This window comes from Sphingobium sp. TomTYG72 (assembly GCF_055394715.1).
Window position 1 is genome coordinate 413,173 of sequence record NZ_AP027337.1, and the last position, 23,007, is coordinate 436,179.

Here is a 23,007-nt window from a genome sequence, read left to right on the forward strand (position 1 = left end):
GATGCGGTCGCGGCGCGTGCTCCTGTTGACCAATGGAGAGGGTGGGACGGTGCCCGCCGTGGGGCCGGATATCCGCCGGGAGGTGCGGGCCGGTTTGTTGATCGCAGCAGCGTTTTTCCTGCTGTTCCTGGGCTGGGCCGCGTTTGCCCGGCTGGACGCGGCGGCGCTGGCGCCGGGCCGGGCAACGGTCGCGGGGCAGCGGCAGAGCGTCCAGCATCGCGACGGCGGGATCGTCGCCGCGATATTGGTGCAGGAAGGGCAGCAGGTCCGGCAGGGCGACGTGCTGATCCGTCTTGCCGCACCGGCGGTCACGGCGCAGGAACGGGTGCTGGCTTCCCAGGCCATCTGGCTGATGGCGCAGCGCGCTCGGTTGAGAGCGGAGCTGGCGGGGACGGCGATCACTGAGCCGGTGGAGTTCCGGGCGCTGACCGGGACCGACATCGCCGATGCCGACGCCGCCATGCAGGCGCAACGGGCGCAAATGGGCGCGCGATCGGCGCTGCTGGCGACGCAACAGGGCGTTGCCATGCAGGAAGGTAGCCAGGCCGGATCGCAGGTGCTGGGCTATCGCGATCAGGTCGCGGCGGTGGTCGAGCAGGAACGGCTGATCAGCGATGAATTGAATAGTCTGCAAGATGTCGCGGCCAAGGGATTTGTCAGCAAGACCCGCATCCGCGCGCTGGAACGGGCCAAGGCCGACCTGATCGGGCAACGCGCGCGGTTGCTAGCGGCGCGCGACAGTTCCGTCAGCATGGCCGGGGAAGCGCGGTTGAAAGCGCTGGAGGCGAAGCAGGGGTTGCAGGAGAAGGTGACGGCCGAATTGCGGGATGTCGAAACGCAGCTGGGCGATGTTCTGCCCAAATGGACGGCGGCCCGCGATGAAGTGGCGCGGACGCAAGTGCGCGCGCCGGTCAGCGGAACGGTGGTCGGATTGTCGGTGCATACCGTGGGGGGCGTGATCGCTGCCGGGCAGGTGCTGATGGACATCGTGCCGCGCAACGGCGCGGTGGTGATAGAGACGCGCTTTTCCCCCGCCGACATTGACGACCTGGCGGTGGGGCAAAGGGCGGAGGTGCGCTTTGCAGGGTTTCCGGCGCGCAGCCTGCCCATCATCGACGGGCGGGTGACGCGGGTATCGGCCGACAGTTTCGTCGAGGAAAAGACCGGCGTGTCCTATTTCGTGGGGGAAGTGCAGATACCGCCGGAGCAGATCGCGCTCATCAGGCGCTATGCACGCGGCGATTTCGTTTTGAAGCCGGGTATGCCGGTGGAGGTGGTCGTGCCCCTGCGGCGGCGCACGGCATTGCAATATATGTTCGACCCGTTGACCGACCTGATGTGGCGGTCGTTCCGCGAAAAATAAGCCTATTGGAGGAGCCCTACCCTTAAGGGTGGCCCCTTAATCCCGATGATCTTCGCGGCGCGGGCCGTTTCGAGGGTATCAGCTTTCCATACACTCCGGGCCGAGGGCAGGCCCCAGCCATCCTGGCACGAGATGGGGATACGATATGGCCAGCTATTATAATGTTGTCGGCAGTTCGACGGTCACCGGCACGGCCGAGAAGGACCTGTTCTTTGCCTTCACCCGCCTGTCGAACCTGGATATCGTGCGGCCCGACGCTGTGCTGGCGCAGCTCGTATGGAACACCGCGATCCTGACCGAGGCCGGAACGCAATATCAGATCGCCGCGTCCAATATCCAGATTTCCATGGATCTGCTGCTGGGCGGCACCGGCACCGATATCGTCTATGGGTCCAACCTGTCCGACGCAATATTCTATAATAACGGGACCATTTCGGGCGGCTTTGGCGGCTTCGACAATATCGAGCAGTTCTGGCTGGGCGATGGCGATGATGTCATCGACCTGACCAACCATGGCGTGGGCGGCATCGATTATGCGAAGGACGTGCTGGTTCAGGGCGGCGCGGGCAATGACATCATCGTGGGCGGCGCGGGCAAGGATAACCTTCAGGGCGACGCAGGCGACGACATCATCTTCGGCTGGCGCGGAAGCGACAATATCTCAGGCGGGCTGGGCAACGACCGGCTTTATGGCGATGATCTGGGGTTCAACAATATCTCGGGCGACGACATCATCGATGGCGGTGCTGGCAATGACGTGATCTGGGGTGGCCGGGGCAGCGACAAGCTGAACGGTGGGGATGACAATGACATCCTCTACGGTCAGGCGGGCGGCGACACGCTGTCGGGCGGCACTGGCGACGACATATTATATGGGGATGACGCGAACACATCCAGCAACGACACGCTGAATGGCGATTCCGGCAATGACCAGCTTTATGGCGGCGCGGGCAATGACGAGCTGTCTGGCGGCACGGGCGACGATCTGCTCGATGGCGGGGCTGGCGATGATTATATGCACGGCGGTGCGGGCAACGACCGCATCCTGGCGGGAGCGGGCAACGACCTGATCGACGGCAGCGTGGACATCGACACGCTGGTCTTTTCCGGGAACCGCGCGGATTATATTTTCACGCTTCAACCCGACGGCAGCTATATTGCCGGGGACCTGCGGCCGGGATCGCCCGAGGGGACGAAGACGATCCGCAACGTCGAATTTTTCCAGTTCGCCGATGTGACGATCCCGTCGACCGGCCTTAACGCACCGCCGATGATCACATCCAATGGCGGTGGCATAAGTGCCGCGCTGTCCATCGATGAAAACAGCACGGCGGTGACCATCGTCGCGGCGACAGACACGGACAGCGGCCAGACCATAGGCTTTTCGATTGCGGGCGGCGCCGACGCGGCTCTGTTCGCTATCGATGCCGTGACGGGAGAACTACGCTTTCTGGCCGCGCCCAACTTTGAAAACCCGGCGGATGCGGATGGCGACAATGTCTATCAGCTGATCGTCGCCGCCAATGATGGCAATGGCGGCGTGGACACCCAAAGCCTGTCCGTCACCGTGCGCGACGTGGCGGACGGGGCCGCGCCGGTCATTACCTCCAACGGAGGAGGCGCTGCCGCCGCGATCACGATCAATGAGAATGCGACCGCCGTCAGCACGGTCATGGCAACGGACGCCGACGGTCCTTCGATCAGCTATTCGATCGCCGGTGGAGCCGACGCCGCGCTGTTCACCATCGATGCGGCGACCGGCGCCTTGAGCTTCAAGACGGGGCCGGACTATGAAGCGGCGGCGGATGCCGATCACAACAATGTCTATGACGTGATTGTGCAGGCCAGCGATGGCGCGAACGCCGATCGGCAGACGCTGGCGGTCACGGTCGCCAACCTCAATGACAATGCCCCGGTCCTTACATCCTACGCCGGAGCGGCATCGGCGGCGCTGTCGGTGGCGGAAAACAGTCTGCTGGCGGCGACGGTGCAGGCGAGCGATGCCGATGGTACGGCGCTGGGCTACAGCATCAGCGGTGGAGCGGACGCCGCGCTGTTTACGATCGATGCGGTGACCGGCGCGCTCAGTTTCAAGGCGGCGCCGGATTACGAAGCGCCCGGCGATGCCAATGGCGATCGCACTTACAATGTCGTCGTCACGGCCAGTGATGGCACCAATAATGTGGCGCAAACGCTGGCGATCACCATCACCAACGTCAATGACAATGCGCCGGTCATCACCTCCAACGGGGGCGGAGCCAGCGCGGCCATCAGCATGGCGGAAAACCAGACCGCCGTAACGACCGTGACGGCCGCCGATGCCGACGGGACGGCCCCGAGCTTTGCGATCGCGGGCGGGGCCGACGCGGCGCTGTTCACGATCGACGCGGTGACGGGCGCGGTGTCCTTCCTGACCCCGGTGGATTATGAAAACCGCCTGGATGCGGATAGCGACGGCGTCTACCAGCTGATCGTGCGGGCGACCGATGGCAGCAATGTCGATGACCAATTGCTGTCCATTAGCATCACCGACATATCGGAAGTCGGCAAGACCATCATCGGATCATCGGGCAGCAACAGCATCAATCCGACGACGACCGTGCTGGGTTACCAGACGACGGCACTCAACGACACCATCTATGGCATGGCGGGCAACGACATCATCGATGGCGGCGCAGGCGCGGACTATATGGATGGCGGCACGGGCAACGACACCTTTTACGTCGATACCTATTCCGACGACGGCTTTGCCGGGAATGACGATCAGGTGATCGAACTGGCGTCGGGCGGCACCGACCTTGTCTATGCATCGGTCAGTTACCGGATGGCGGCGGAGGTCGAAAAGCTGACCCTGACCGGCCTTGCCCCGATCAACGGCATCGGCAACGACCTTGCCAATATCATTGTCGGGAATGAGGCCGCCAACCAGATTTTCGGCGGGCTGGGGCAGGACAATCTGTCCGGCAATGGCGGCAACGACCTGCTGGATGGCGGTGATGACAACGACCTGCTGTTCGGCGGCGACGGGAACGACACGCTGATCGGCGGGCTGGGGAATGACAGCCTGGATGGCGGAGCAGGCGCGGACAACATGACCGGCGGCCTGGGCGATGACGTCTATGTGGTGGACAGCTGGTCCGATGACGGCAATGCCGCCAATGATGACATTGTCATAGAAGCCGTGGGCGGCGGCACCGATCAGGTCAACGCCTCTGTCAGCTATCGGATGGCGGCGGAAGTCGAAAAGCTGGTGCTGACCGGCGCTGGCAATATCGACGGCATTGGCAACGATCTGGCCAACACCATGACCGGCAACAGCGGCGCCAACAGCCTGTGGGGCGGGTTGGGCAATGACGCGCTGATGGGTAATGGCGGCAACGACAGATTGTTTGGCGAAGACGGCGGCGACCTTCTGGATGGTGGAGCGGGCGACGACTTTCTGGATGGCGGGGCGTCGACGGACACGTTGAAGGGCGGAGCGGGCGCCGACATCCTGATCGGCGGCGCAGGCAAGGATACGCTGACGGGCGGAACGGAAGCGGATAGCTTCGTCTTCGCAGGGCTTGCGTCATCGCTGAACAGTTCCAGCTATGACCGCATCACCGACTTCCGTATCGGTGAGGGGGATCGCATCGACTTCGATTTCCTGAACGGAAGCCTGCCCGCCGCCGATTATGCCGAGGCGGCGATCGCGACCAACAATTTCGCCGACGCGCTGAACGCTGCCAAGGCGACGGCGGGCGTCAATCATGTGACCTTCATCGCCGGAACGACCGACGGCTGGATATTCTACGACGGCAATGGCGACGGCACATTTGAACAGAGCGTGATACTGGTCGGGGTCAACACGCTGGCGGGCGTGGATGTGAGTAGCTTTATCTAGGGACGCAAGACGCGCGTTTAGGCCGACGTCGGCGCGGCGGAGTTCCTCGACCAGGAAGATTCCGTTGGCTGGCCGCAGGACCGCCTGGGAGCCATAATGACCGATCCATGTTGAGGTCGAAGAACGGGTCTTTGGCGCGGTGTTCACGCACATTCGCTAACGCCCATGCCCATCAAGGAATGGCGCCTGATGAAACAGTTGACGAACGTCAACGGGTGGGCCAGCATCCCGTCGATTCGCGCCGGGTCGCCGCCAACACTTTGCCTGAACTTTGGAAGAAGCGTTCGCTGGAGAAGTGATGGGCCTACCATCTCCTGGCGGTGGTCGGACAGTTTTTAGGGACGATCGTTCGTCCGGGCGCAAAGGCGGTAAATGCATGACTGAAGTTGTGGGCATGGGTGATCAGGGCATCGCGCTGCAGCGACGCAGGCGCGGGATGCTTTTGCGGGCCATGTTCGCGCAAAATGTCGGGACGGGTTGTGCGTTCGGTGGTCTGGGCGTTAGCGTCCTTGCATTGCAGGATCGGTACGATGCGTCATTGGCCATGGCCACGATGGCTCTATCCCTTGCCGTCCTGTCGCTCACCGCCTTTGGTCCGCTGATAGCGGTTGCGATTGGTCGCTGGGGCCTTCGCCGGGTCATGTCGACAGGCGTCTTTATATCCATGGTCGGATATACGGCGCTGGCCTATGCGCCGACCATGCCGATCGCGCTGGCTGTATGCGGCCTTCTGATCGGTCCCGGCGCTGCCCTGTTTTCCGCCCTGCCGCCTGCGGTCCTGGCGAGTGGCTGGTATCCCGAAGCGCGGGGTAAGGTGATGGGCATTGCCTATCTGCCCCTATTCGTGACCGTCCTGCCCGTCATTGGGGTGAGCATCATCCAAAATTATGGCTTGCAGAGCTTCTTCCTGTTGCTCGCCAGCCTGCATCTGCTGTTGCTGCCGCTGACCTTGACCGTGATCGATCCTCCGGTCGAAGCGCCGGACGAATCCGGTTGGGCCGAGAGGGCGACATCGGGTCCGACGCAGATCGCCATTTTGAGCGGCGCCCTGTTCTGGCTGATTGCGGTCGGTGACGGCATCCTCAATGGCGCGGCCATCACGGGTGGCGCGCATCTTCTGCCCATCGTCGAAGGATATCATCAGTCTTTGCAGACGGGAGCAGTGCTGCTCGCCGTTTCAGGCGCGGCCAGCATCGTCGGATCGCTGGTGGCGGGCTTTGCGTGCGATCGGGTCGGTTCGGCCAGGACTCTCGGCCTCGTCGGTCTGGGCTTCGCTGCTGCCTGGGCAATCATGGGCATGTCGGGAGGGATGCTCGCATTGAATGTCGCGGCGTTCCTGATCGGTTTTTGCGGCGCCTCCGTCTTCCCTCCGATCAGCGCGCTGGTTGTTCAGGTATACGGGCTTGACGCCTTGCCAAAGGTTCTGGGTCTGCTGGGCGTCATGACGCTGCCATTCTCATTCTTCATGTCGCCTGCCGCAGGATGGCTGCGTGACTTTGCGGGCAGTTATGAACCGGTATTTGTCGGCGTGTTTACACTCTGCGCCTTTGCCGCTGCTATATTCTTTGGGATGAGCAGATATCATGCGCGTAATAGGGAGGTGCATCTGGGCATTCCCGACGCCGGGCTGCCGCCTGCGAAAGCAGCCTGAAAAAAGGCGTTCCGCAAGGGCGGATAAATTCACTCGCCATTTGGTTGAACATCGTCAACTATTGATAATGTTCAGCGAGCGTCGGGGACGTTGAATCGGTTCCGGCGGCATGCCTGCGTTCACCATATAGGGGAAACAGGCGTGGAAATGCTGGTGAAAAAGGTTTCCGTCGATGGCCCACACGAAGTTCCACCTTGGCTATTTCACGAAGTTCGGCGCGACGTCCTGGCCGGGCGATGGCAAGGAACTCGGCTCGCAATGGGCTGACGGTTCCTACCATAAGGAGCTGGCGAAGATGCTGGAGGCGGCGAAGTTCGACTTCATCTTCTTCGAAGACACGGTGATCGTGGGCGATCGCTACGGTGGTTCGATGGAGCTGGACCTCAAGAATGCGACACTGTCGCCCAAGCTCGATCCCTTGCCGCTGTTGCCGGTGATGGCGCAGGAAACGTCTCATATCGGGCTGATCGCGACGGCTTCGACCACCTTCTACCCACCCTATCTGCTTGCCCGGCTGCTCTCCACCATCGATTCCCTGACGAAGGGCCGCGCGGGATGGAACATGGTGACGTCGAGCGAGAAGAACGCGGCGTTGAACTTTGGCATGGAAAAGCTGCTGCCGCCCAGCGAGCGCTATGACATTGCCGATGAGTTCGTCGAACTGTGCAAGAAGCTGTGGGATAGCTGGGAAGAAGGGGCATTGGTCGCGAACACCGAGACGGGTGTCTATGTTGATCATAGGAAGGTCCACACCATCAATTTCGAGGGCAAACATTTCCGTTCGCGCGGGCCGCTGAACACGCTGCGATCGCCGCAGGGCTATCCCGTTCTGGCGCAGGCGGGCGCATCGGATCGGGGCCGTGATTTCTCATCCAAGAATGCCGAAGTCGTGCTGGGCATGATGACCGGCGGGGTGAAGGGCATGAAGGCCTATCGCGAGGACATCCGCAACCGCGTCGAAAAGCAGGGCCGCGACCCTGATAGCATCAAGGTGTTCTTCCTGACGCCGGTCAACATCCTGCCCGATGGCGGAGAGCCGCCCGAAATGACCGAGGCCGAGAAGCAGGCGGCGTTCGAGCATAATATCGTCATGGCATCATCCTCGCTCGACATCGACTTTTCGCTCTACGATGTGGATGCGCCTGTGCCGCAGGACATTGTCGCTGGCGGCCACACCAGCGCGCTTGAGCATATGAAGAAGGCCGGGCGGGAAGAGGGCAAATCCCTTCGCGACCTGTTCTCCTCAGGCAAAGGGGGCAGCGGCTCCCGATTCAGGGGCACGGCGCAAGAGGTCGCGGATCAGTTGATGGCGGTCATGGACGAAGTGGGTGGCGACGGCATATTGATCGAAGGGTCCGGCTATGATCGCCAGCTGCCCGATCTGGTCAATGGGGTCATCCCTGCGCTTCAGAAGGCGGGCGCGGTGCGCACTGAGTATGAGGGCACGACGCTGCGCGAAATCTTGCGCGAATTTTGAGGTCTGGTTGTCCGCATACGTGGCGGACGGTTGCGTTGCGACCGTCCGTGCTCACCCGGTTCGAGCGTTTCTGTCGCGGTAGAATTGAATGCCCAGTTGCAGGCTTTCCGCGATCCGGTCGGCCTTTTCCTGAAAGGCCGCTGCGACGTCTGGCGCGAGGATGTCACCGCTGGTCTGTCGCCACAGGGCAAGCCAGCGGTTGAAGTTATCTGCGGTCATGTGGGGTTCGTGCCGGACATGCGTGACCATCGGCTGGCCCTTGTACCGGCCGGTCCCCAGCATCACCGATGACCAGAACGCTTTGAGCTTTTCCAGATGAAGCGGCCAGTCGTCGATCGCCTGATTGAATATCGGGCCAAGGATCGGGTCAGTGCGCACCCGATCGTAAAAGGCGGGGACCAGCCGGTCGATATCCTCTTCGCTTATCTCGCTCATCAGTTATGCGGCCCTCTCAATCGCAGGAAATGAGGGCATTGCGCAGTTCATAGCCTGTCACCAGCGGATTCCACGCCAGTGTCGGCGCGCGGTCGAGCTTGAGGCCCGGCACCCGCAACAGGCGTTCGAGGAAGAGGCAGCTTTCCTGAAGCGCGACCTGCGCGCCGGGGCAGCGATGTTCGCCATCGCCGAAGGAGAGGCCCGCATTGCCATATTTGGCGCTGACTTCCCGGCCCGGCACAAACTCGCAGGGCCGCTCGCCAAAGGCAGTTGTGTCCGTGTTCGCGGCGCGGACGTCGATGGCGACAGCAGCACCGGGAGGGGCGCCCGCTGCCTCGGCCTCGTCGGCTGGCATGCGCCGGTAGAGATAGCCGACGACCGGCTCAAGCCGCAGTAATTCCTCCAGAAGGGCGATCTTTCCCTTTTCATCTGCGGCGAGGAAGGCGGTCTTCAAATCCTCACGCTCCAGCATATGCCAGGCGGCCATGACGATGAACTCGCGCGTCGTCGCCATTCCAGCGGCGCCATAGACCAGGCATTCGGTCAATATCTCCCGGCCATTATAGCCTTCGTCGATAAGGTGGGAGATGACATCGTCCTGCCGCTGCTTCCGCCGCGCGCGGATCGCTGGGGCGACGTCATGATAATAGAAGGACAGCACCCGATATTGGGCTTGCACGAATTTGACCAATGAGGCCAACTTGCCCGGATGCGGGCGGAAATCGCCGGTAAAGAACACATCCAGCCGCCGTGCCAGCCCCTTGGGATCGCTGTTTGTCAGGCCGACGATATGGCTGGCGACGGCGACGGCCAGCTCAAGGCTGAGCTGGTCGAGGAAAGCGGTCTTGTCCTTCGCGAACCGGGAAACCAGCATGTCGCTGAGTTCTACCATCAACTCGCGATAATGGGTGGTGACGATGCGGGGCGTGAAGAAACGGGCGGTAGCGCTGCGCTGAACGCGATGCGTTTCGCCTTCGAGGAACAGGATTGGCTGGCGCGTCGCACTGCCGATCCTGCCGACCTGTTCGGCCAGGAAACCGGCCTGCCGTACATTCTGATTGCGGAGGATGGCGCGCGCTTCGGCGAAATCGCGGGTGCGCATATCGGGATCGACGGTCCCACCGGCGTCGGCGGCTGCGGCTGACTTGCGGTCATCGCCCTCGCGATGAAAAGGACAGGCGGCGGAAAGGCGAGCGTCCATCAGCGTCGACCCTCATATGATGCACGACGAGCGCCTAACTTAGGTGCCCCCCGGTGCCGGTCAAGGCCCCACCTGTCCTGATCATCATGTGGGGAGGGGAGGCGCCTGGCCGCGCAGCAGCCCGGCGCCTCTCCCCGCCCTTACGGTCAGTCGAACTTATAGTCTTCCAGCACGGGCTCTTGCAGCTCGTTCCACATGTCGACGAGGCGGAAAGGCCAGGGACCCACGGGGCGGCCCTTGCTGTTCTGATAATAGCTCTTCGACTTGGGATGGGTCCAGATCATGTACTTCATCTGATCGTCGATCCGCTTGTTGTGACGCAAGAAGGCTTCCTCCGTCACTTCAATCGTGCGGGCGCCGGTCGCGATCATGTGATCGAGGCATTCGATCAGATAATGGACCTGCGATTCGCTGACGATGTTGAGGCCGCCTGCGTGGTTCGGGCCGATATTGGGACCGGTCGACAGGAAGTAGTTGGGATAGCCGGGGATGGTCGTGCCCATATAGGCGCGCTCTTCCTCGTCCGCCCAGTCCACCGCCAGATCATGACCGTCGCGGCCCTTGATCTCCAGATCCTGCACCAGCGACGATGCGTTGAAGCCGGTCGCGCAGATGATGACGTCGAGTTCGTAGAACTTGCCGTCGTTCGTGCGGATGCCGTTCGGCAGGATTTCGGCGATGCCCGCCGTCTCCAGCGTCGTGTGCGGCTGGACGAGGGCATCGTACCAGCCCGCGTCCATCACGACGCGCTTGGAGAAGATCGGGAAGTCGGGCGTCAGCTTTTCGATCAGGTCAGGGCGTCCCGCCAGCTTGTGATGCATGTGCGACAAGGCATATTGGCGCATGCCTTCGTTGAGCGCCGACACGGCGATGCCGTCTTCGGGGTAGGACGGGTCCTTCACCACATTGGGATAGAGGCCGTCGGCCGCGAACCAGAATACGCGGAAGCGGAACCATTCCTTGTAATAAGGGATGTGCCGCAGCGCCCATTTTACCGGATCGGGGACTTCCGCCTTCACTTCGGGGTTGTTGATCATCCAGTGCTTGGTGCGCATGAAGACGACCAGCTCGTCCACTTCCTTGACGATCGTGGACACGATCTGCGCGGAACTGGCGCCGGTGCCGATGACGGCGACCTTCTTGCCCTTCAGGTCGATATTTTCGTCATAATCGGCCGAATGGGTGATGATGCCCTTGAAGCTCTCGATGCCCTTGATGTCGGGCAGCTTCCAGCGGTCGGTGGTGCCGAACGCGTTGAACACGGCATTGGCCTTGATGACTTCGCGCTTGCCGGTGTTCAGGTCTTCGACAGTGACGTTCCACACGGCCTCATCCTGATCGAAGACCAGGCTGTGCACCATGGTCTTGAAACGGATGTTGCGGCGGACGTCATATTTGTCCGCCACGGCGCGGAAATATTCGCGCATGTCCGCGCCATGCGGGTGGTAGTGGTTCCATTCCGGGCTGATTTCGAAGGAATAGGAATAGAAGTGGCTGGGCGTATCCACGCCGACGCCCGGATAGCGGTTCTTCCACCAGGTGCCGCCGACTTCCTCATTCTTCTCGATGATCACATGATCGTAGCCGGCACGTTCCAGTTCGATGCCCGCCAGGATGCCGGTCAGGCCCGCGCCGATGACCAGCACCTTGAAGCCCGGCGGGGGTGGCGTGCGCTGGGGATCGTCCTTGCGCATGGGGCTACGGTGGAATCCGCCCTGTTCCATGACCATGGGAACGAACTCGTCAGTGACCGGCTCGCCGACGCCGATGCTCATCATCTTTTGCATCAGTTCGATCGGCGGATCTTCCGACCTCGCCGCGCCTGGCGTCGTCAGCACATGGACCAGCTTTTCATGCAGGTCGTCGATGCAGTCCTGCGGGATCACATAGTCGGGGTTGGTGTAAGGGGGATGAATGTGGACCTGGAAGTTCTGAAGCATCGATTCATCATGCGTCAGATGCACATAGACCATCAGCAAGGTCTGGAGATTGGCTGCCTTTAGCGCTGCGCGCAGTTCGGGGCCATCAGCCAGCGGAAGGGGGCGGCTGCCACTATCAAGCATGTTTGGCAAAGTCTTCGTTCTCATATCCATATGTCTCTCCATGAGAGCTGGGGGTCTGTGGGGGATGCGGGGGCGATGTCGCCCTGCTATTATCTCGCCATCATCTCCACATTCTCGCTCAACCGTCCTTCAGGGTCGCTGGTGAACAGGACGCGCACGCCATGTTCGGGCATTTCGCGAACCGGGCCGACATGCTTGCCGCCGTGCGCGAGCACCCGTTCGGCAAGCGCGTCGAGGTCCGTGGTGATGAATCCAAGGATCACTTCCCGGTCGCGTGGAGCAGGCCTATCTAAAAAGTTGATCATCGTCAACGATTCTGCGCCCATGCTTTCACCCGGACCCATAATCACTTCCCGCAGGCGGCCCATGACGGCGGGATCGCCCGATTCCACGCGGTGCAGGCCGTTGAGTCCGTATACCGCGCCGTAGTAGGCGGCCATGGCTTCCTCATCCTCCACGATCAGCTTGGTGAAGCCGAATCGCGTGTCGCCTGTGCTGCTCAAAGTCCTTCTCCCGGGATGCCGGACTGCGCGCTTGCTGCTTCTGCGATGATGCGTTCGAGACCGGCTATGATGTGGGTGAAGCCGTAGGTAAGGGCGGCTTTCCGATCGACCTGCAACAGGTCGTGCTGAAGATCCTGCAACAACGCGGCCTCATAGGTCGTCAGGGCATGGAGATGGGCGGTGGTCCGCTTGTTGTTGTGTTCCGGAGGCGGCGGCTGGGACGTGATAAAGCCGAGTGCCGAGGTCGTGAACCACCGCACCGCAAAGGCGAGATCGGGGCCGGTCAGCCCCTGCGCCCTGATCAATTCCACCACGGGTATCCATGTGCGCAACCAGCCCGGTGATGCATGACCATCCCACAGGCTGAGCTTCATCGCGACGGGATAGCGCTGGAACAAATCCACCGTTGCCCACAACCACTGGCGCACTTCGTCCTGCCAGCAGCTGCCCTTCGCCGGATAATCGAACCGGCTATATATTTCGTCGGCGACGGCGATCAGCAGATCGTCGCGACTGGGGAAATAATTATATAGGGTCATTACCCCGGCATTGAGGCCTTTTGCCAATAATCCCATGGAGAATCTGTCGATCGACATCTCGTCGAGCAGGACGAGCGCCGCTTGGATGATCGTGCCGCGCGAGAGCCTAGGAGGCCGCCCTCTTCCTCGCACGGGAAGGCCCGGCTTAGGATCGGCGTCGAGCGTCATCCTGTCGCCGATTTTCGAACCGCCTGTCACCCTGACCTCTCCCGTTCTTATACCATGCAAGAAATAAGGGTTTAGGCGCGCCTGTCAATTTACGTAAGGTGTACGATATCACGCACGCTGTTGACCCGCAAAGGGAACATCCTTGTTGATCGGCGGCGCGGCTGCGTCCAACTTCGCGATCAGCTTTTCCGCCAGATGGAAAAGCCACGGATCGGAACAGATTATTAAACGGAGACAAAGGCCATGCTGAGGTTCAGGGACAAGTCCGTCGTCATCACCGGCGGTTCCAGCGGTATCGGCCTCGCCGCAGCTCAGCGGATCATGGAGGAGGGCGGATCGGTGTTGATCACCGGATCGAACCGGGAAAGACTGGACAGCGTCGCGGCGCAGCTTCCCGGCGTGCACGTCCTGCAAAATGACGCGTCTCGTCCGGAAGCCGCCGAAGCTCTCGCGCAGGAAGCTGCGCGCCTGTTCGGCAAGATCGATGGCCTGTTCCTGAACGCAGGCGTCGGGGCAGGCGCGCCGCTGGGCCATATCAGCCCCGACCTTTACCGGAACCTCATGGACCTGAATGTCGGCGGGCCGATCTTCGGGACGCAGGCGATGGCGCCGTTGATCCGCGACGGCGGATCAATCCTGATCACGGCATCCGTCGCGAAGGACAAGGGGCTGCCCGCAAGCGCCCTTTATGGCGCCACCAAGGGGGCCGTTCGATCGCTGGCCCGAGGCTTTGCCTATGAGCTGGCCCCGCGCCGCATCCGCGTGAACACATTGAGCCCCGGACCGATCGCGACCGACTTTTTCAACCGCCTCGGCCTACCCGAAGAGCATCTTGCAGCGGTCGAACAGCAGATGGCCGGGAACAATCCCCTGGGCCGCCTTGGAACAGCGCAGGAAGCGGCGGCCGTCGCCCTGTTCCTGCTGTCTGACGAGGCAAGCTATGTGACGGGGTCGGATTATTTTGTCGATGGCGGGGAAGCGCAGCTTTAGCATAGCTAGTCTGCCCGGGAGATCGTGTCTAACAGTATCCAGATGCAGCATGTTAGTGACGGCCAAGTGATCCGCAGGCAGACTTTGGCGCGCCAGGATGTCGAAGCGCTGATGGGCGCGCCGCGTTCGTTGGCCGAGTGCGTGATCGAGGGTGCGGACCTGTCGCATCTGGACCTATCCCAATGGTCGTTTCAACAATGCGACATGCGACGCACCGATTTCACCGGCGCAAAACTTGATCGCAGCACCTGGCAGTCGTGCCGCGCCGCTTCGGCCAATTTCACAGCTTGTGATCTTGGCGAAGCGCGCCTTGCCAACAGCGACCTCAATGGCGCTTCGCTGAAGCGTAGTATGTTGGAAGCCGCGCATTTTTTCGGCTGCAAGCTTACGGGCGCTGACCTGTCGGATGTTCGGGCGTTAGACGTCCATTTTGAAGAAACGCTGTTGATCGGCGCGAAGATGACCGGGCGTTCCTTTATGAAGGCGAGGCTCGCACGGGTCGATTTTTCTCAGGCGGACTTGCGCAAATGCGATTTTCGCATGGCATCCTTCGAGGATTGCAGCCTGCGGGAGGCGCTGCTGACCGGCGCCCGGTTTGAAGGCGCAGACCTGCGCGGTGCCGACCTTGGCGGCGTAAGGCTGGAGGACGCATCCCGCTTTCGCGGTGCGACCATATCGCGGGAGCAGGCAGGGCAATTGCTCAGCGAATTGGGGTTGAACGTGCGATGAGGGTTTGAGGCCCTCGCTCGCGCCGTTCAATTCGGACGAGCGTCGGGATCACGCACCCTTAATTGTCGCAATATTCCCACCGCCCGGCATTGCAGGCTGCCACCGCGCGGCGCCATGACGCCATCTTGCGATTATAATCTGCGCGAGCGTCGGCATAGCCTTCGCCACCGCCCTGAGCGCGGCGATAGTCGCGCATGATCCGCGCATCGCGGTCGCGAACATAGGCGAGCTGCTGCTGGTTCATCTGCCGGATGATCGCCCGGTCACGCGCCCGCGCCGCAGAGCTGCGCATGGTGGGGTCATGCGGATCGTCCGCGAGCGCAACCGCTGGAAGCAGCGCGGCGCCGATCGCGGCCACGCATGCGAATATGCTGATCTTCATGGACCCTTGCCCCTCTTTTATTCCCTTTCCCCTGCTATTCGCGATCCGTTCCGCCGAAGGCAACGGATTTGCGACGAACGGCAGATCGCAGCTTCCAACTTACGCTTTGCTCATGCCGCATCGCCCTGGGGCAGTTCGGCGGGCGCGGCTGGCCAGTCTCCATCCTGTAGCGGGGGCAATGCTTCGAACCAGCCGCTGTCCCGATTGAGCGTGAAGCGATCGCAGGAAAAGCGGATGTCTTCACGCGCTACCGCGCGCAGGGTTTCATTGATGCCGCCGATGCCGCTGGCGCTGATGACGACATAGCTGACCTTGCCGTTTTCACAGGTGACGAGGGCTTCGACGACCTTGCCGACAGTCTGTCCGTCGGATGCCGTGACCGGCAGGCCCGCGATTCCGGTGGCCGTGAAGAGTGTCGGGTAGGGCGATCGGCGGCTGGATTGGGCGGCCGACTTGCCGCCATCCTCATAGGCGCGCTGGCGACCGAGCCATCGCCACACGCCGACAAGGTTCACGAAGGTGAGAAAGCCGTTGGTCGCGACGAGGTTCGTCTGCCCGGACGACAGGCCGACGACGGACCATGCGATCGACCCAAGGGTGAAGACGACGAAACCCCAGCCGGTGACGCGCGCGCCCAGATTGGCGGCGGTCATCATCGCGGCGATCATGGTCGCAATGGGCGCGACCCAACCAGCAATATTTTCCAGAGCAGGCTCCTACATTCGAAGCATCGAACGACGCTTCAACGCGCGCCAGCCATGTTGGTGGCGGCGCGGAGCGGGAGCCTTGCAAAAATGGATGGCGAGGGTCGCGGCCTTTCTTAGCCCTGCGGCAGGATCGCGGCGATTCCGGCGCGCGCGATCTGGGCGTCCTGATCCGACTTGACCCCGGAAACACCCACGGCGCCGACATAGTCACCGTCGATGACGATCGGCACGGCGCCTTCGAGCATGGCGGGCATGCCGGGTGCGGACAGCATCGTAACGCGACCGTTCAGCACCAGATCTTCATAGACCTTCGTTTCGCGGCGGCCGAGGATGGATGTCGATGCCTTCGCCTCTGCCATCTTCACGGTGCTGGCGGCGGCGCCATCCAGGCGGATGAGGCCAAGCAGATGCGCGCCGTCATCGACGACGGCGATCGTCACGGCCCAATCGTTCGCCAAAGCCTCTGCTTCGGCTGCGGCGAGGATCGCCTTTACATCATTTGCTTCCAGGCAGTGCTTGGTCTTCATGCCGTTCGATCCGTTGTTGATGCGCAGGGGCGCTTGAAGGAAAGCGCGCCTTATCACGCGTGGCGCGTCTTGCCAGCGCTATAGAGGGGAAGGTGGTTCGGAGAGGCTCTGATCCGCCTCAACGGGGATGGTCAGCAGTTCGGGCTTTTCCTTGCCGAACGACTGGACCGCGACGGTCACGTTGCCTGCCGCCGCGACGTCTGACAGGGGCATGTCGATGGCAATGGCGTCATCGCCGGAGACCTGCCACTTTACCGCGACGCTGCGCCCTTCAGGCAGTTGGACGGAAACATTCCTCACGCAGGCGGTCGTGGGGCCGGTCAGCAGCAGCCTGTCATTCTTTCCCTCTATCAGGCGCTGGTCGGCGGATGGCTGCAAGCTGCCCGCTTGAGGGAATTGGAGTGCGAATTCCGGCCCGTCAAAGGCTTCGAAACCCCAATGGCCGTGCAAGCGGCCCTTCATCGGGCCGCTCAAGTCATCAGGTTTGAAGGAAGGCGCGAATATGTAGCCGCCCCTGTCGGCCCGCGCGATGAGCGGTGCTTCGACCGTGTGGCCGTCCTTGTCCGTCAACCGCAGGGCCATGTTGTGGGCATAGTCGGTGGCAAAGACGAGCGGCGCGCCATCGACGCCCAGGACGACTCCAGGCCGGGAGCCGCAGATGGGAGCGTCGCTGCTCCGGCGCAGGGGAGGGGGAACATTCTTCTCGATAGCGGGCAATGCCGCCACCAGCACGGACTTGGGCTTGCGGAAGGATGGCGCGCTGTTCAGCAGCAGGGAAACGGACTTGCCATTTTGAATGCCGAGCGCGGGCAGATAGTTGAATTCCGGATTGTTGAACGCGCCGAATATGCGGGCAAGATCGCGGACTACGCCGATATAGGGGCTGTAAAAGCCATAGCCGCCCTCCCGTGTCGCGCTGAATTGCAGGGCGAGGTCGGTAGGAGCGCCGATGATGGTTTCGGTGAGCGAATTGCTGTGGATGTCGCCCAGCACCAGACTGTCGCGATTTTCGACGAGGCAGGCGGCCTGAAACTCGACGATTTTCGCCAGGCAGTCGGGGTTGAGTTTGACCGCGAGGCTTGAGGACAGGATCGGGGCGACGGTCCTTAGATATTCAGGGTGGCTGTTTTCCTGCGATCGGATGCCGAAGATGAAGGCGTTGAGCCTGCTCCGGTCGAGCGAAGCCTTGTTGATGTCCTGCGTTACGCGGACGAATTCGCCGGGACGGCCCCGGATCGCGTCGGAAATGGTGCTGATGTCGCCGCCGGTATCGGGCACCATGAACAATACCAGCTGGCGCGCATGATCCGGCACGGTCAGTTTCAATATCCGTTTTCGGTCCTTGCGCTGCCATGTTTCCGCGCTGGAGATCCAGCTCTTGGGCGGCGGGTTGGTGATGCCGCGCAGGAATGCCGACACCAGGCGGTAGCGGATTGACTGGTCTTCGGGCAGATTGGCTTCGATCCTGACGACGTCGCCCGACGCCAGTGCGGGCACTTGCCCGATCGGCAAGGTTCGCCCAGCGCGGCTGACGGTCACCAGCAGTTCGGGGCCGGGGAGGTCAAAGGGCGCCGGGTCTGCCGCAGACGCGCTGACGGGCGCCATGCAGGCGAGGGCGAGGATGCAAAGGTGTGTCGAACTGATCCGGCGATAGGTCATGCATTCTCCCTGCGCGGGTAAATCGAGCCGTCAAGAGAGGCGGCGGCCCTTTTTCGCTTTGCCGATCCGCTGGGAAGGCAGGATGTGCGGCGAAGGAAGGCATCGGCGCCGCGTTAAGTTCCTGGGTCGGCAAGCTTTGCGGCCTTTCCGGGCATTCATGAAACAGGCTAAAGGAGTTTTCCCGTTACATCATGACAGGAGGCAGCAGTGTTACCCGCCCGGACTTTCAGCGTGTCGATCAATCAGGAATGGCGGGCTCTTTACGAGAGGATATGGCGTCCCGAATTTTTCCCCCAATGGGCCTCTGGCCTGGCGGAATCGGGTTTGCGCGAAGATGGGGACGGCTGGCTGGCCGATGGACCGGAGGGGCCGATCCGTACCCGCTTCACGCCCCATAATGATCTGGGCGTGATGGATCATCAGGTGGATCTGGGGGGTGGCGATCAGGTCCATGTCCCCTTGCGTGTCGTGCAAAATGGAGAAGGTGCGGAAGTCATGCTGACGCTTTTCCGCCAGCCGGGCATGGATGATGAACGGTTCGCGGCCGACATTCGATGGGTCAACCGCGATCTCAAGGCGTTGAAACGGCTGATCGAAGGCTGAACTGCCTGCGAGAGATCATGCCTCCCGCCATTGTCCCTGATCAATGCCATCCAGCGACCAATCCCCGATCCTCCACCGAACAAGGCGCAAGGTGGGGTGGCCGACGGCCGCCGTCATCCGGCGCACCTGCCGGTTACGCCCTTCGCGGATCGTGAGGCGGAGCCAGCAATCGGGCACGCTCTTGCGGAATCGCACCGGCGGATCGCGCGGCCAGAGGGCGGGCGGGTCGATGCGTTCCACCAGCGCGGGCAGGGTAAGCCCGTCCTTCAGCTTGACCCCGCGTCGCAGCGCCTCCAGCTCCGCTTCGCCGGGATCGCCCTCAACCTGAACCAGATAGGTCTTGGGCGTCTTGAACCGGGGGTCGGCGATGCGCGCTTGCAACCGCCCGTCATCGGTCAGCAGGAGCAGCCCTTCACTGTCGAGGTCGAGCCGCCCGGCAGGATAGACGCCCGGCCTGTCGATGAAGCCCGCGAGTGTCGGCCGTGGGGGACCGGTGCTCTCATCGGTAAACTGGCACAGCACGCCATAGGGTTTGTTGAAGAGGATGAGGGCCATTGTTCAATCCTCCTCATCGAAGGCGAGGCTGCCGTGATCGATCAGTGTCTTGATGAGGCCGACCGCGCCGGGGTTTTGCGCAAGGTCCGGATTGGCCGCGACCATGGGGTTTGAGCATAGCTGTTCGGCAAGGGAGGCAGTGTCGGCCCCGCAATCGAAACAATGGCCGTCCGCGAACAGCAGAACCGAGCTTCCCTGCCGGATGAAGGAATAGCGGCTGGCCGGGTTGCGCTGGAGCGATGCCCCTTGGGCAAGCCATGCCTGTACCTCACCGGCCGCAATGGGTTCATCGGGCCGCCAATCGGCATCGGAATATTTGGGCGCGCTGCTATGCTGCCCGAACCAGCGGGCGAAGGCATCGCGATTGGCCAACGCCTCCATCACCATCGCGTGCAGCCGGTCGAGCGCAGGGGCGGTGATTTCTCCCGGATTGGACTGTCGGGCGAGACCGGGGTCGGTATAACGGTCCTCCTCCGCCATGCCGTCCGCCTGATGCGCGGACCAGCCTTCGACAAGGTCGGCGCGGGAAGGCGCGCGAAACCCGATCGAGTAGGTCATGCAATCATCGCCGACCGCCACGCCATCATGCGCAAAGCAGGGTGGCACGTACAGAATGTCGCCGGGCTCCAAGATCCAGTCACCCTCCGCTTCAAAATCGGCGATCAGGCGTAGATCGTCATGCGGCAGCAAAGGTGTCGCCGAACTGCATTTTGGCCCGACGCGCCAGCGCCGTTTGCCGAGGCCCTGCACCAGAAAGACGTCATATTGATCGAAATGCGGCCCTACGCCGCCCCCGTCCGTGGCGCAGCTGACCATTACATCGTCGATGCGCCAGTCCGGTATGAAGCGAAAAGGTTCCAGCAGGGCCGCGACGCTGGGGACATGATGATCCACCGCCTGCACGAGCAGTGTCCATGGCCCGGTTCCGAGTTCGCCAAAGCGCGCCTCGGGCAGGGGGCCGCTTTCCATCGTCAGTTGAATAGCTTGTCGCGTGATAAGGCGGGATTCCACGCCCTCTTCGCAGGCAAGTCCGGCCAGTTCGTCCGGATCGAGCGGATTGTCCCAGTCCTTCCACGGATTGCGGATCAACAGCGGGCGCTTTTGCCAATAGTCGCGGAGGAAAATGTCGATGTCGAAATGGGCGAGTTGCATGTGATGCCCATGCGCCCCCGGGACGCGGCTGTCAAAAGCTCGGCTCGGGCTGACGGCAACGGTCTGGCGCATCCTATCATGGGTCGAAATCCACACTCGCGGCTTGACTCGTTATGGAACTCGCCGATACCCATTTTTTGGAATGTGGAAAGGATGAGGAACAATGGCGCGTTTGGAAGGCAAGGTCGCGATCGTAACGGGAGCAGGCCGTCAGGGTAATATCGGCGCGGCCGTATGCGACGCGTTCCTGCGGGAAGGTGCGCGCGCGGTGATCGCCACCGATCTTCGCACAGAGGACGCGGTCAGCAACGAGATTGAAGCCAAGCATGGCGCTGGCCGGTTCAAGCTCGTCGCGCAGGATGTGACGCTGGAAGCGGACTGGGCCAAGCTGGTATCGATGGTCGTGTCTGAATTCGGCGCGATCGACGTGCTGGTGAACAATGCCGGTATTTCCATCCATGGCGGTATCGAAGCCACGTCGCTGGAGGACCTGCGCAAGGTCATGGCCGTCAACCATGACAGCGGCTTTTTGGGCATGAAGCATTGCGCGCCTGCTCTGGCCGATGCCGTGAACCGCTTTCGGGGCGGTGGTTCGGTGATCAATACCGTGTCCATGGCGTCCCACATGCCCAACGCCCATAATCTGAGCTATCATGTGTCGAAGGCGGCGCAGCGCATGTTGACCATGTGCGGCGCGATCGAATTTGGCCCCAAGCGCATCCGGGTCAATTCGGTGCATCCGGGACAGACGACGACGCCGCTGCTGAGGGAAGGCTATGAGGGATATGCGCAGCTTGGCATCTACGAGTCGGCCGAGGCAGGTATTCAGGAGCTGGTGAACATGTGCCCGCTCGGTATCGAAAGCTTCCCGGAAGATACGGCACATGCCTTTGTCTATCTGGCGTCGGATGAGGCCCGCTTTGTGACTGGGGCGTCCATCTATCATGATGGCGGACTTGGTCGCCAATATTGATCGGCAGTGATGAGGGGCGGCCAAGGCCGCTCCTTATCGCGCTTTAAACGGGTCAGGTGTCGGGCGCTTTGGGCATCACTCCCTGCGCGATCAATTCTGCCACGCGTAGTGCCTTTGCATCGGCTTCTTCGTCGGTCAGCGATTCTATTGTGCCTGCCGACACTGCGTCGACCATGTCCTGCGATAATATCCACAGGAACATGGACGCCACCTCTTCGCAGTCGACTGGACGGATAAGGCCCCGCGCCTGCAGGCGCTCCAGATAGGAGCGAAGGGGAGTTTGTTGGCGCAGGGTCCGCGCCTCCCTCATCGCATCGCGGAATTCCGGGAAACGCAGGCCTTCGCGCATGCTGATTGCGGTGACGGCATGCGCGGCCCTGGTCCGGGTGATGCGGATGATCATGCGTGCCCATTCATAAAGACCCTCGACGGGATTATCGCGATCGAGCAGGCGGAGATCGGGGGCCATGTTCCGGTCGGCCATCCGGTCCAGCACGGCTCGCAACAGTCCAGGCTTGCCGCCATATTTGGCATAGATGGTCTTTTTGGAAACGCTCGCGCGCCGGGCGATCAAGGTCAGGGTGGCACGCTCATAACCCAGCTCTATCAATGCCTGTTCGGCTATTTCGAGCAAGGCCTCCGCGCGTTCTTGAAGCTCTGTAGAGCGCGGCCGACCTGCGCCGCCTTGCCTTTTTTCCTGGTGCATATTCAGTGCTTGGCTTGATCGACGCCGAGGCGCAAGGCCCGTCCGGCCATGAAAAAAAGCGCCCCGCCTTGCCCCAGAAGGCGGGACGGGACGCTCCTGACGGTCGCAGGCCGCCCCCGGGAAACCGTGCGCGGGCCGCGTCCGGAAGAGGAAACAGGCTAAGACGTTGATAGTTCCACGCAATGTCCCCTGCTCACACGGGTAGCGCTGTCGTATATTTGGTCATCGACAGGGCAAAATGGGATGCGGCGCTGGCCACGGAGGGATGGCCAAGCAAGGTGTGCATCAGGAACAGATTATAGTCCGCAACGTCGGCAACCACGATGCGGAGCAGATAGTCCCACTCGCCCGACATGGAGAAGCACTCCACGATTTCCGGGTGGACATCGACGAAATCCTCAAATGCCTGCCGTGCGTCGCGAGCATGGCTGCGCATGCGGATGTTGCAGAGCACATTTACGCCGCGATCGACCTTTTCCGGGTTCACGAGGCGGACGGCGCCGGTGAGGATACCGGCGGTTTCCAACGCCTTGATCCGGCGCCAGCATGAAGCGGTGGAAGCGCCAACCTGTTCGGCCAGTTCGGCATGGCTGACCGTAGCATCCTTTTGAAGAATCGAGATGATCCTGCGGTCGGTCTCATCAATTTGACGAAAATATTTCATATTGCGTCCTGATGCGATGACAATGTTTCCAAAACTCGCCCATTTTGCGTGAAATTGGAACCCCCTTACATGGGGGT

At 61.9% G+C, this 23,007-nt stretch carries 21 protein-coding genes; 8 read left to right on the top strand and 13 right to left on the bottom strand.

Annotated features, from left to right (window positions below; genetic code table 11):
- Position 1 precedes the first annotated feature (1 nt).
- From ACZ5U1_RS15330 to ACZ5U1_RS15345, 4 genes are all read left to right on the top strand, one after another.
- Entirely contained in the window at positions 2-1,363 is a 1,362-nt protein-coding gene (locus tag ACZ5U1_RS15330; protein ID WP_464780748.1) for an HlyD family type I secretion periplasmic adaptor subunit, read from the top strand.
- 145 nt (positions 1,364-1,508) lie between these two features.
- On the top strand, positions 1,509-5,246 hold the full coding sequence (locus ACZ5U1_RS15335; protein ID WP_464780749.1) for a beta strand repeat-containing protein: 3,738 nt from the start codon (positions 1,509-1,511) through the stop codon (positions 5,244-5,246).
- Between the two features lie 376 nt (positions 5,247-5,622).
- Positions 5,623-6,897: an MFS transporter gene (locus tag ACZ5U1_RS15340; RefSeq protein ID WP_464780750.1), complete on the top strand. Its 1,275-nt coding sequence runs from the start codon at positions 5,623-5,625 to the stop codon at positions 6,895-6,897.
- Between the two features lie 172 nt (positions 6,898-7,069).
- Positions 7,070-8,374, top strand: coding sequence for an NtaA/DmoA family FMN-dependent monooxygenase (locus ACZ5U1_RS15345; protein ID WP_464780751.1), 1,305 nt, complete (start codon positions 7,070-7,072; stop codon positions 8,372-8,374).
- Between the two features lie 51 nt (positions 8,375-8,425).
- Here ACZ5U1_RS15345 and ACZ5U1_RS15350 read toward each other — a convergent pair whose 3' ends face one another.
- The 5 genes from ACZ5U1_RS15350 to ACZ5U1_RS15370 form a co-directional block, all read right to left on the bottom strand.
- Positions 8,426-8,809 (bottom strand): group III truncated hemoglobin, encoded by a 384-nt coding sequence (locus ACZ5U1_RS15350; protein ID WP_464780752.1) that lies wholly within the window; start codon positions 8,807-8,809, stop codon positions 8,426-8,428.
- A gap of 16 nt (positions 8,810-8,825) precedes the next feature.
- A complete protein-coding gene (locus ACZ5U1_RS15355) occupies positions 8,826-10,010 on the bottom strand; it encodes a cytochrome P450 (protein WP_464780753.1) in 1,185 nt (394 codons plus the stop codon).
- A gap of 146 nt (positions 10,011-10,156) precedes the next feature.
- Positions 10,157-12,103, bottom strand: coding sequence for a flavin-containing monooxygenase (locus ACZ5U1_RS15360; RefSeq protein WP_464780754.1), 1,947 nt, complete (start codon positions 12,101-12,103; stop codon positions 10,157-10,159).
- Positions 12,104-12,162: 59 nt separating this feature from the next.
- Positions 12,163-12,576 carry a VOC family protein gene (locus ACZ5U1_RS15365; RefSeq protein WP_464780755.1) on the bottom strand — a complete coding sequence of 138 codons (414 nt, stop codon included), beginning with the start codon at positions 12,574-12,576 and terminating at the stop codon, positions 12,163-12,165.
- Positions 12,573-13,313: a TetR/AcrR family transcriptional regulator gene (locus ACZ5U1_RS15370; RefSeq protein WP_464780756.1), complete on the bottom strand. Its 741-nt coding sequence runs from the start codon at positions 13,311-13,313 to the stop codon at positions 12,573-12,575. The genes ACZ5U1_RS15365 and ACZ5U1_RS15370 overlap by 4 nt, the downstream gene beginning before the upstream one ends.
- 213 nt (positions 13,314-13,526) lie before the next feature.
- Here ACZ5U1_RS15370 and ACZ5U1_RS15375 point away from each other — a divergent pair, with 213 nt between their 5' ends.
- Positions 13,527-14,273 carry an SDR family NAD(P)-dependent oxidoreductase gene (locus tag ACZ5U1_RS15375; RefSeq protein WP_464780757.1) on the top strand — a complete coding sequence of 249 codons (747 nt, stop codon included), beginning with the start codon at positions 13,527-13,529 and terminating at the stop codon, positions 14,271-14,273.
- Between the two features lie 42 nt (positions 14,274-14,315).
- Positions 14,316-15,002 (top strand): pentapeptide repeat-containing protein, encoded by a 687-nt coding sequence (locus ACZ5U1_RS15380; RefSeq protein ID WP_464780818.1) that lies wholly within the window; start codon positions 14,316-14,318, stop codon positions 15,000-15,002.
- A 58-nt stretch (positions 15,003-15,060) separates the two neighbouring features.
- Here ACZ5U1_RS15380 and ACZ5U1_RS15385 read toward each other — a convergent pair whose 3' ends face one another.
- The 4 genes from ACZ5U1_RS15385 to ACZ5U1_RS15400 form a co-directional block, all read right to left on the bottom strand.
- Entirely contained in the window at positions 15,061-15,384 is a 324-nt protein-coding gene (locus tag ACZ5U1_RS15385; protein ID WP_464780758.1) for a hypothetical protein, read from the bottom strand.
- Between the two features lie 110 nt (positions 15,385-15,494).
- On the bottom strand, positions 15,495-16,052 hold the full coding sequence (locus ACZ5U1_RS15390) for a PRC-barrel domain-containing protein (RefSeq protein WP_464780759.1): 558 nt from the start codon (positions 16,050-16,052) through the stop codon (positions 15,495-15,497).
- Between the two features lie 152 nt (positions 16,053-16,204).
- A complete protein-coding gene (locus ACZ5U1_RS15395; RefSeq protein ID WP_464780760.1) occupies positions 16,205-16,618 on the bottom strand; it encodes a GlcG/HbpS family heme-binding protein in 414 nt (137 codons plus the stop codon).
- 78 nt (positions 16,619-16,696) lie between these two features.
- On the bottom strand, positions 16,697-18,277 hold the full coding sequence (locus tag ACZ5U1_RS15400) for a hypothetical protein (RefSeq protein ID WP_464780761.1): 1,581 nt from the start codon (positions 18,275-18,277) through the stop codon (positions 16,697-16,699).
- A gap of 207 nt (positions 18,278-18,484) precedes the next feature.
- Here ACZ5U1_RS15400 and ACZ5U1_RS15405 point away from each other — a divergent pair, with 207 nt between their 5' ends.
- Positions 18,485-18,880: a polyketide cyclase gene (locus tag ACZ5U1_RS15405; protein ID WP_464780762.1), complete on the top strand. Its 396-nt coding sequence runs from the start codon at positions 18,485-18,487 to the stop codon at positions 18,878-18,880.
- A 15-nt stretch (positions 18,881-18,895) separates the two neighbouring features.
- Here ACZ5U1_RS15405 and ACZ5U1_RS15410 read toward each other — a convergent pair whose 3' ends face one another.
- Together ACZ5U1_RS15410 and ACZ5U1_RS15415 are read right to left on the bottom strand one after the other, a co-directional pair.
- Positions 18,896-19,435, bottom strand: coding sequence for a pseudouridine synthase (locus ACZ5U1_RS15410; RefSeq protein ID WP_464780763.1), 540 nt, complete (start codon positions 19,433-19,435; stop codon positions 18,896-18,898).
- 3 nt (positions 19,436-19,438) lie between these two features.
- Positions 19,439-20,587, bottom strand: coding sequence for a JmjC domain-containing protein (locus tag ACZ5U1_RS15415; RefSeq protein WP_464780764.1), 1,149 nt, complete (start codon positions 20,585-20,587; stop codon positions 19,439-19,441).
- Between the two features lie 163 nt (positions 20,588-20,750).
- Between ACZ5U1_RS15415 and ACZ5U1_RS15420 the strand changes: the two genes are divergently transcribed.
- On the top strand, positions 20,751-21,560 hold the full coding sequence (locus ACZ5U1_RS15420) for an SDR family NAD(P)-dependent oxidoreductase (protein ID WP_464780765.1): 810 nt from the start codon (positions 20,751-20,753) through the stop codon (positions 21,558-21,560).
- Positions 21,561-21,612: 52 nt separating this feature from the next.
- On the opposite strand, the gene ACZ5U1_RS15425 is transcribed toward ACZ5U1_RS15420, so the two are convergent.
- Both ACZ5U1_RS15425 and ACZ5U1_RS15430 read right to left on the bottom strand, forming a co-directional pair.
- On the bottom strand, positions 21,613-22,194 hold the full coding sequence (locus tag ACZ5U1_RS15425; protein ID WP_464780766.1) for a TetR/AcrR family transcriptional regulator: 582 nt from the start codon (positions 22,192-22,194) through the stop codon (positions 21,613-21,615).
- 265 nt (positions 22,195-22,459) lie between these two features.
- Positions 22,460-22,930: an Lrp/AsnC family transcriptional regulator gene (locus tag ACZ5U1_RS15430; RefSeq protein ID WP_464780767.1), complete on the bottom strand. Its 471-nt coding sequence runs from the start codon at positions 22,928-22,930 to the stop codon at positions 22,460-22,462.
- Positions 22,931-23,007: the final 77 nt, after the last annotated feature.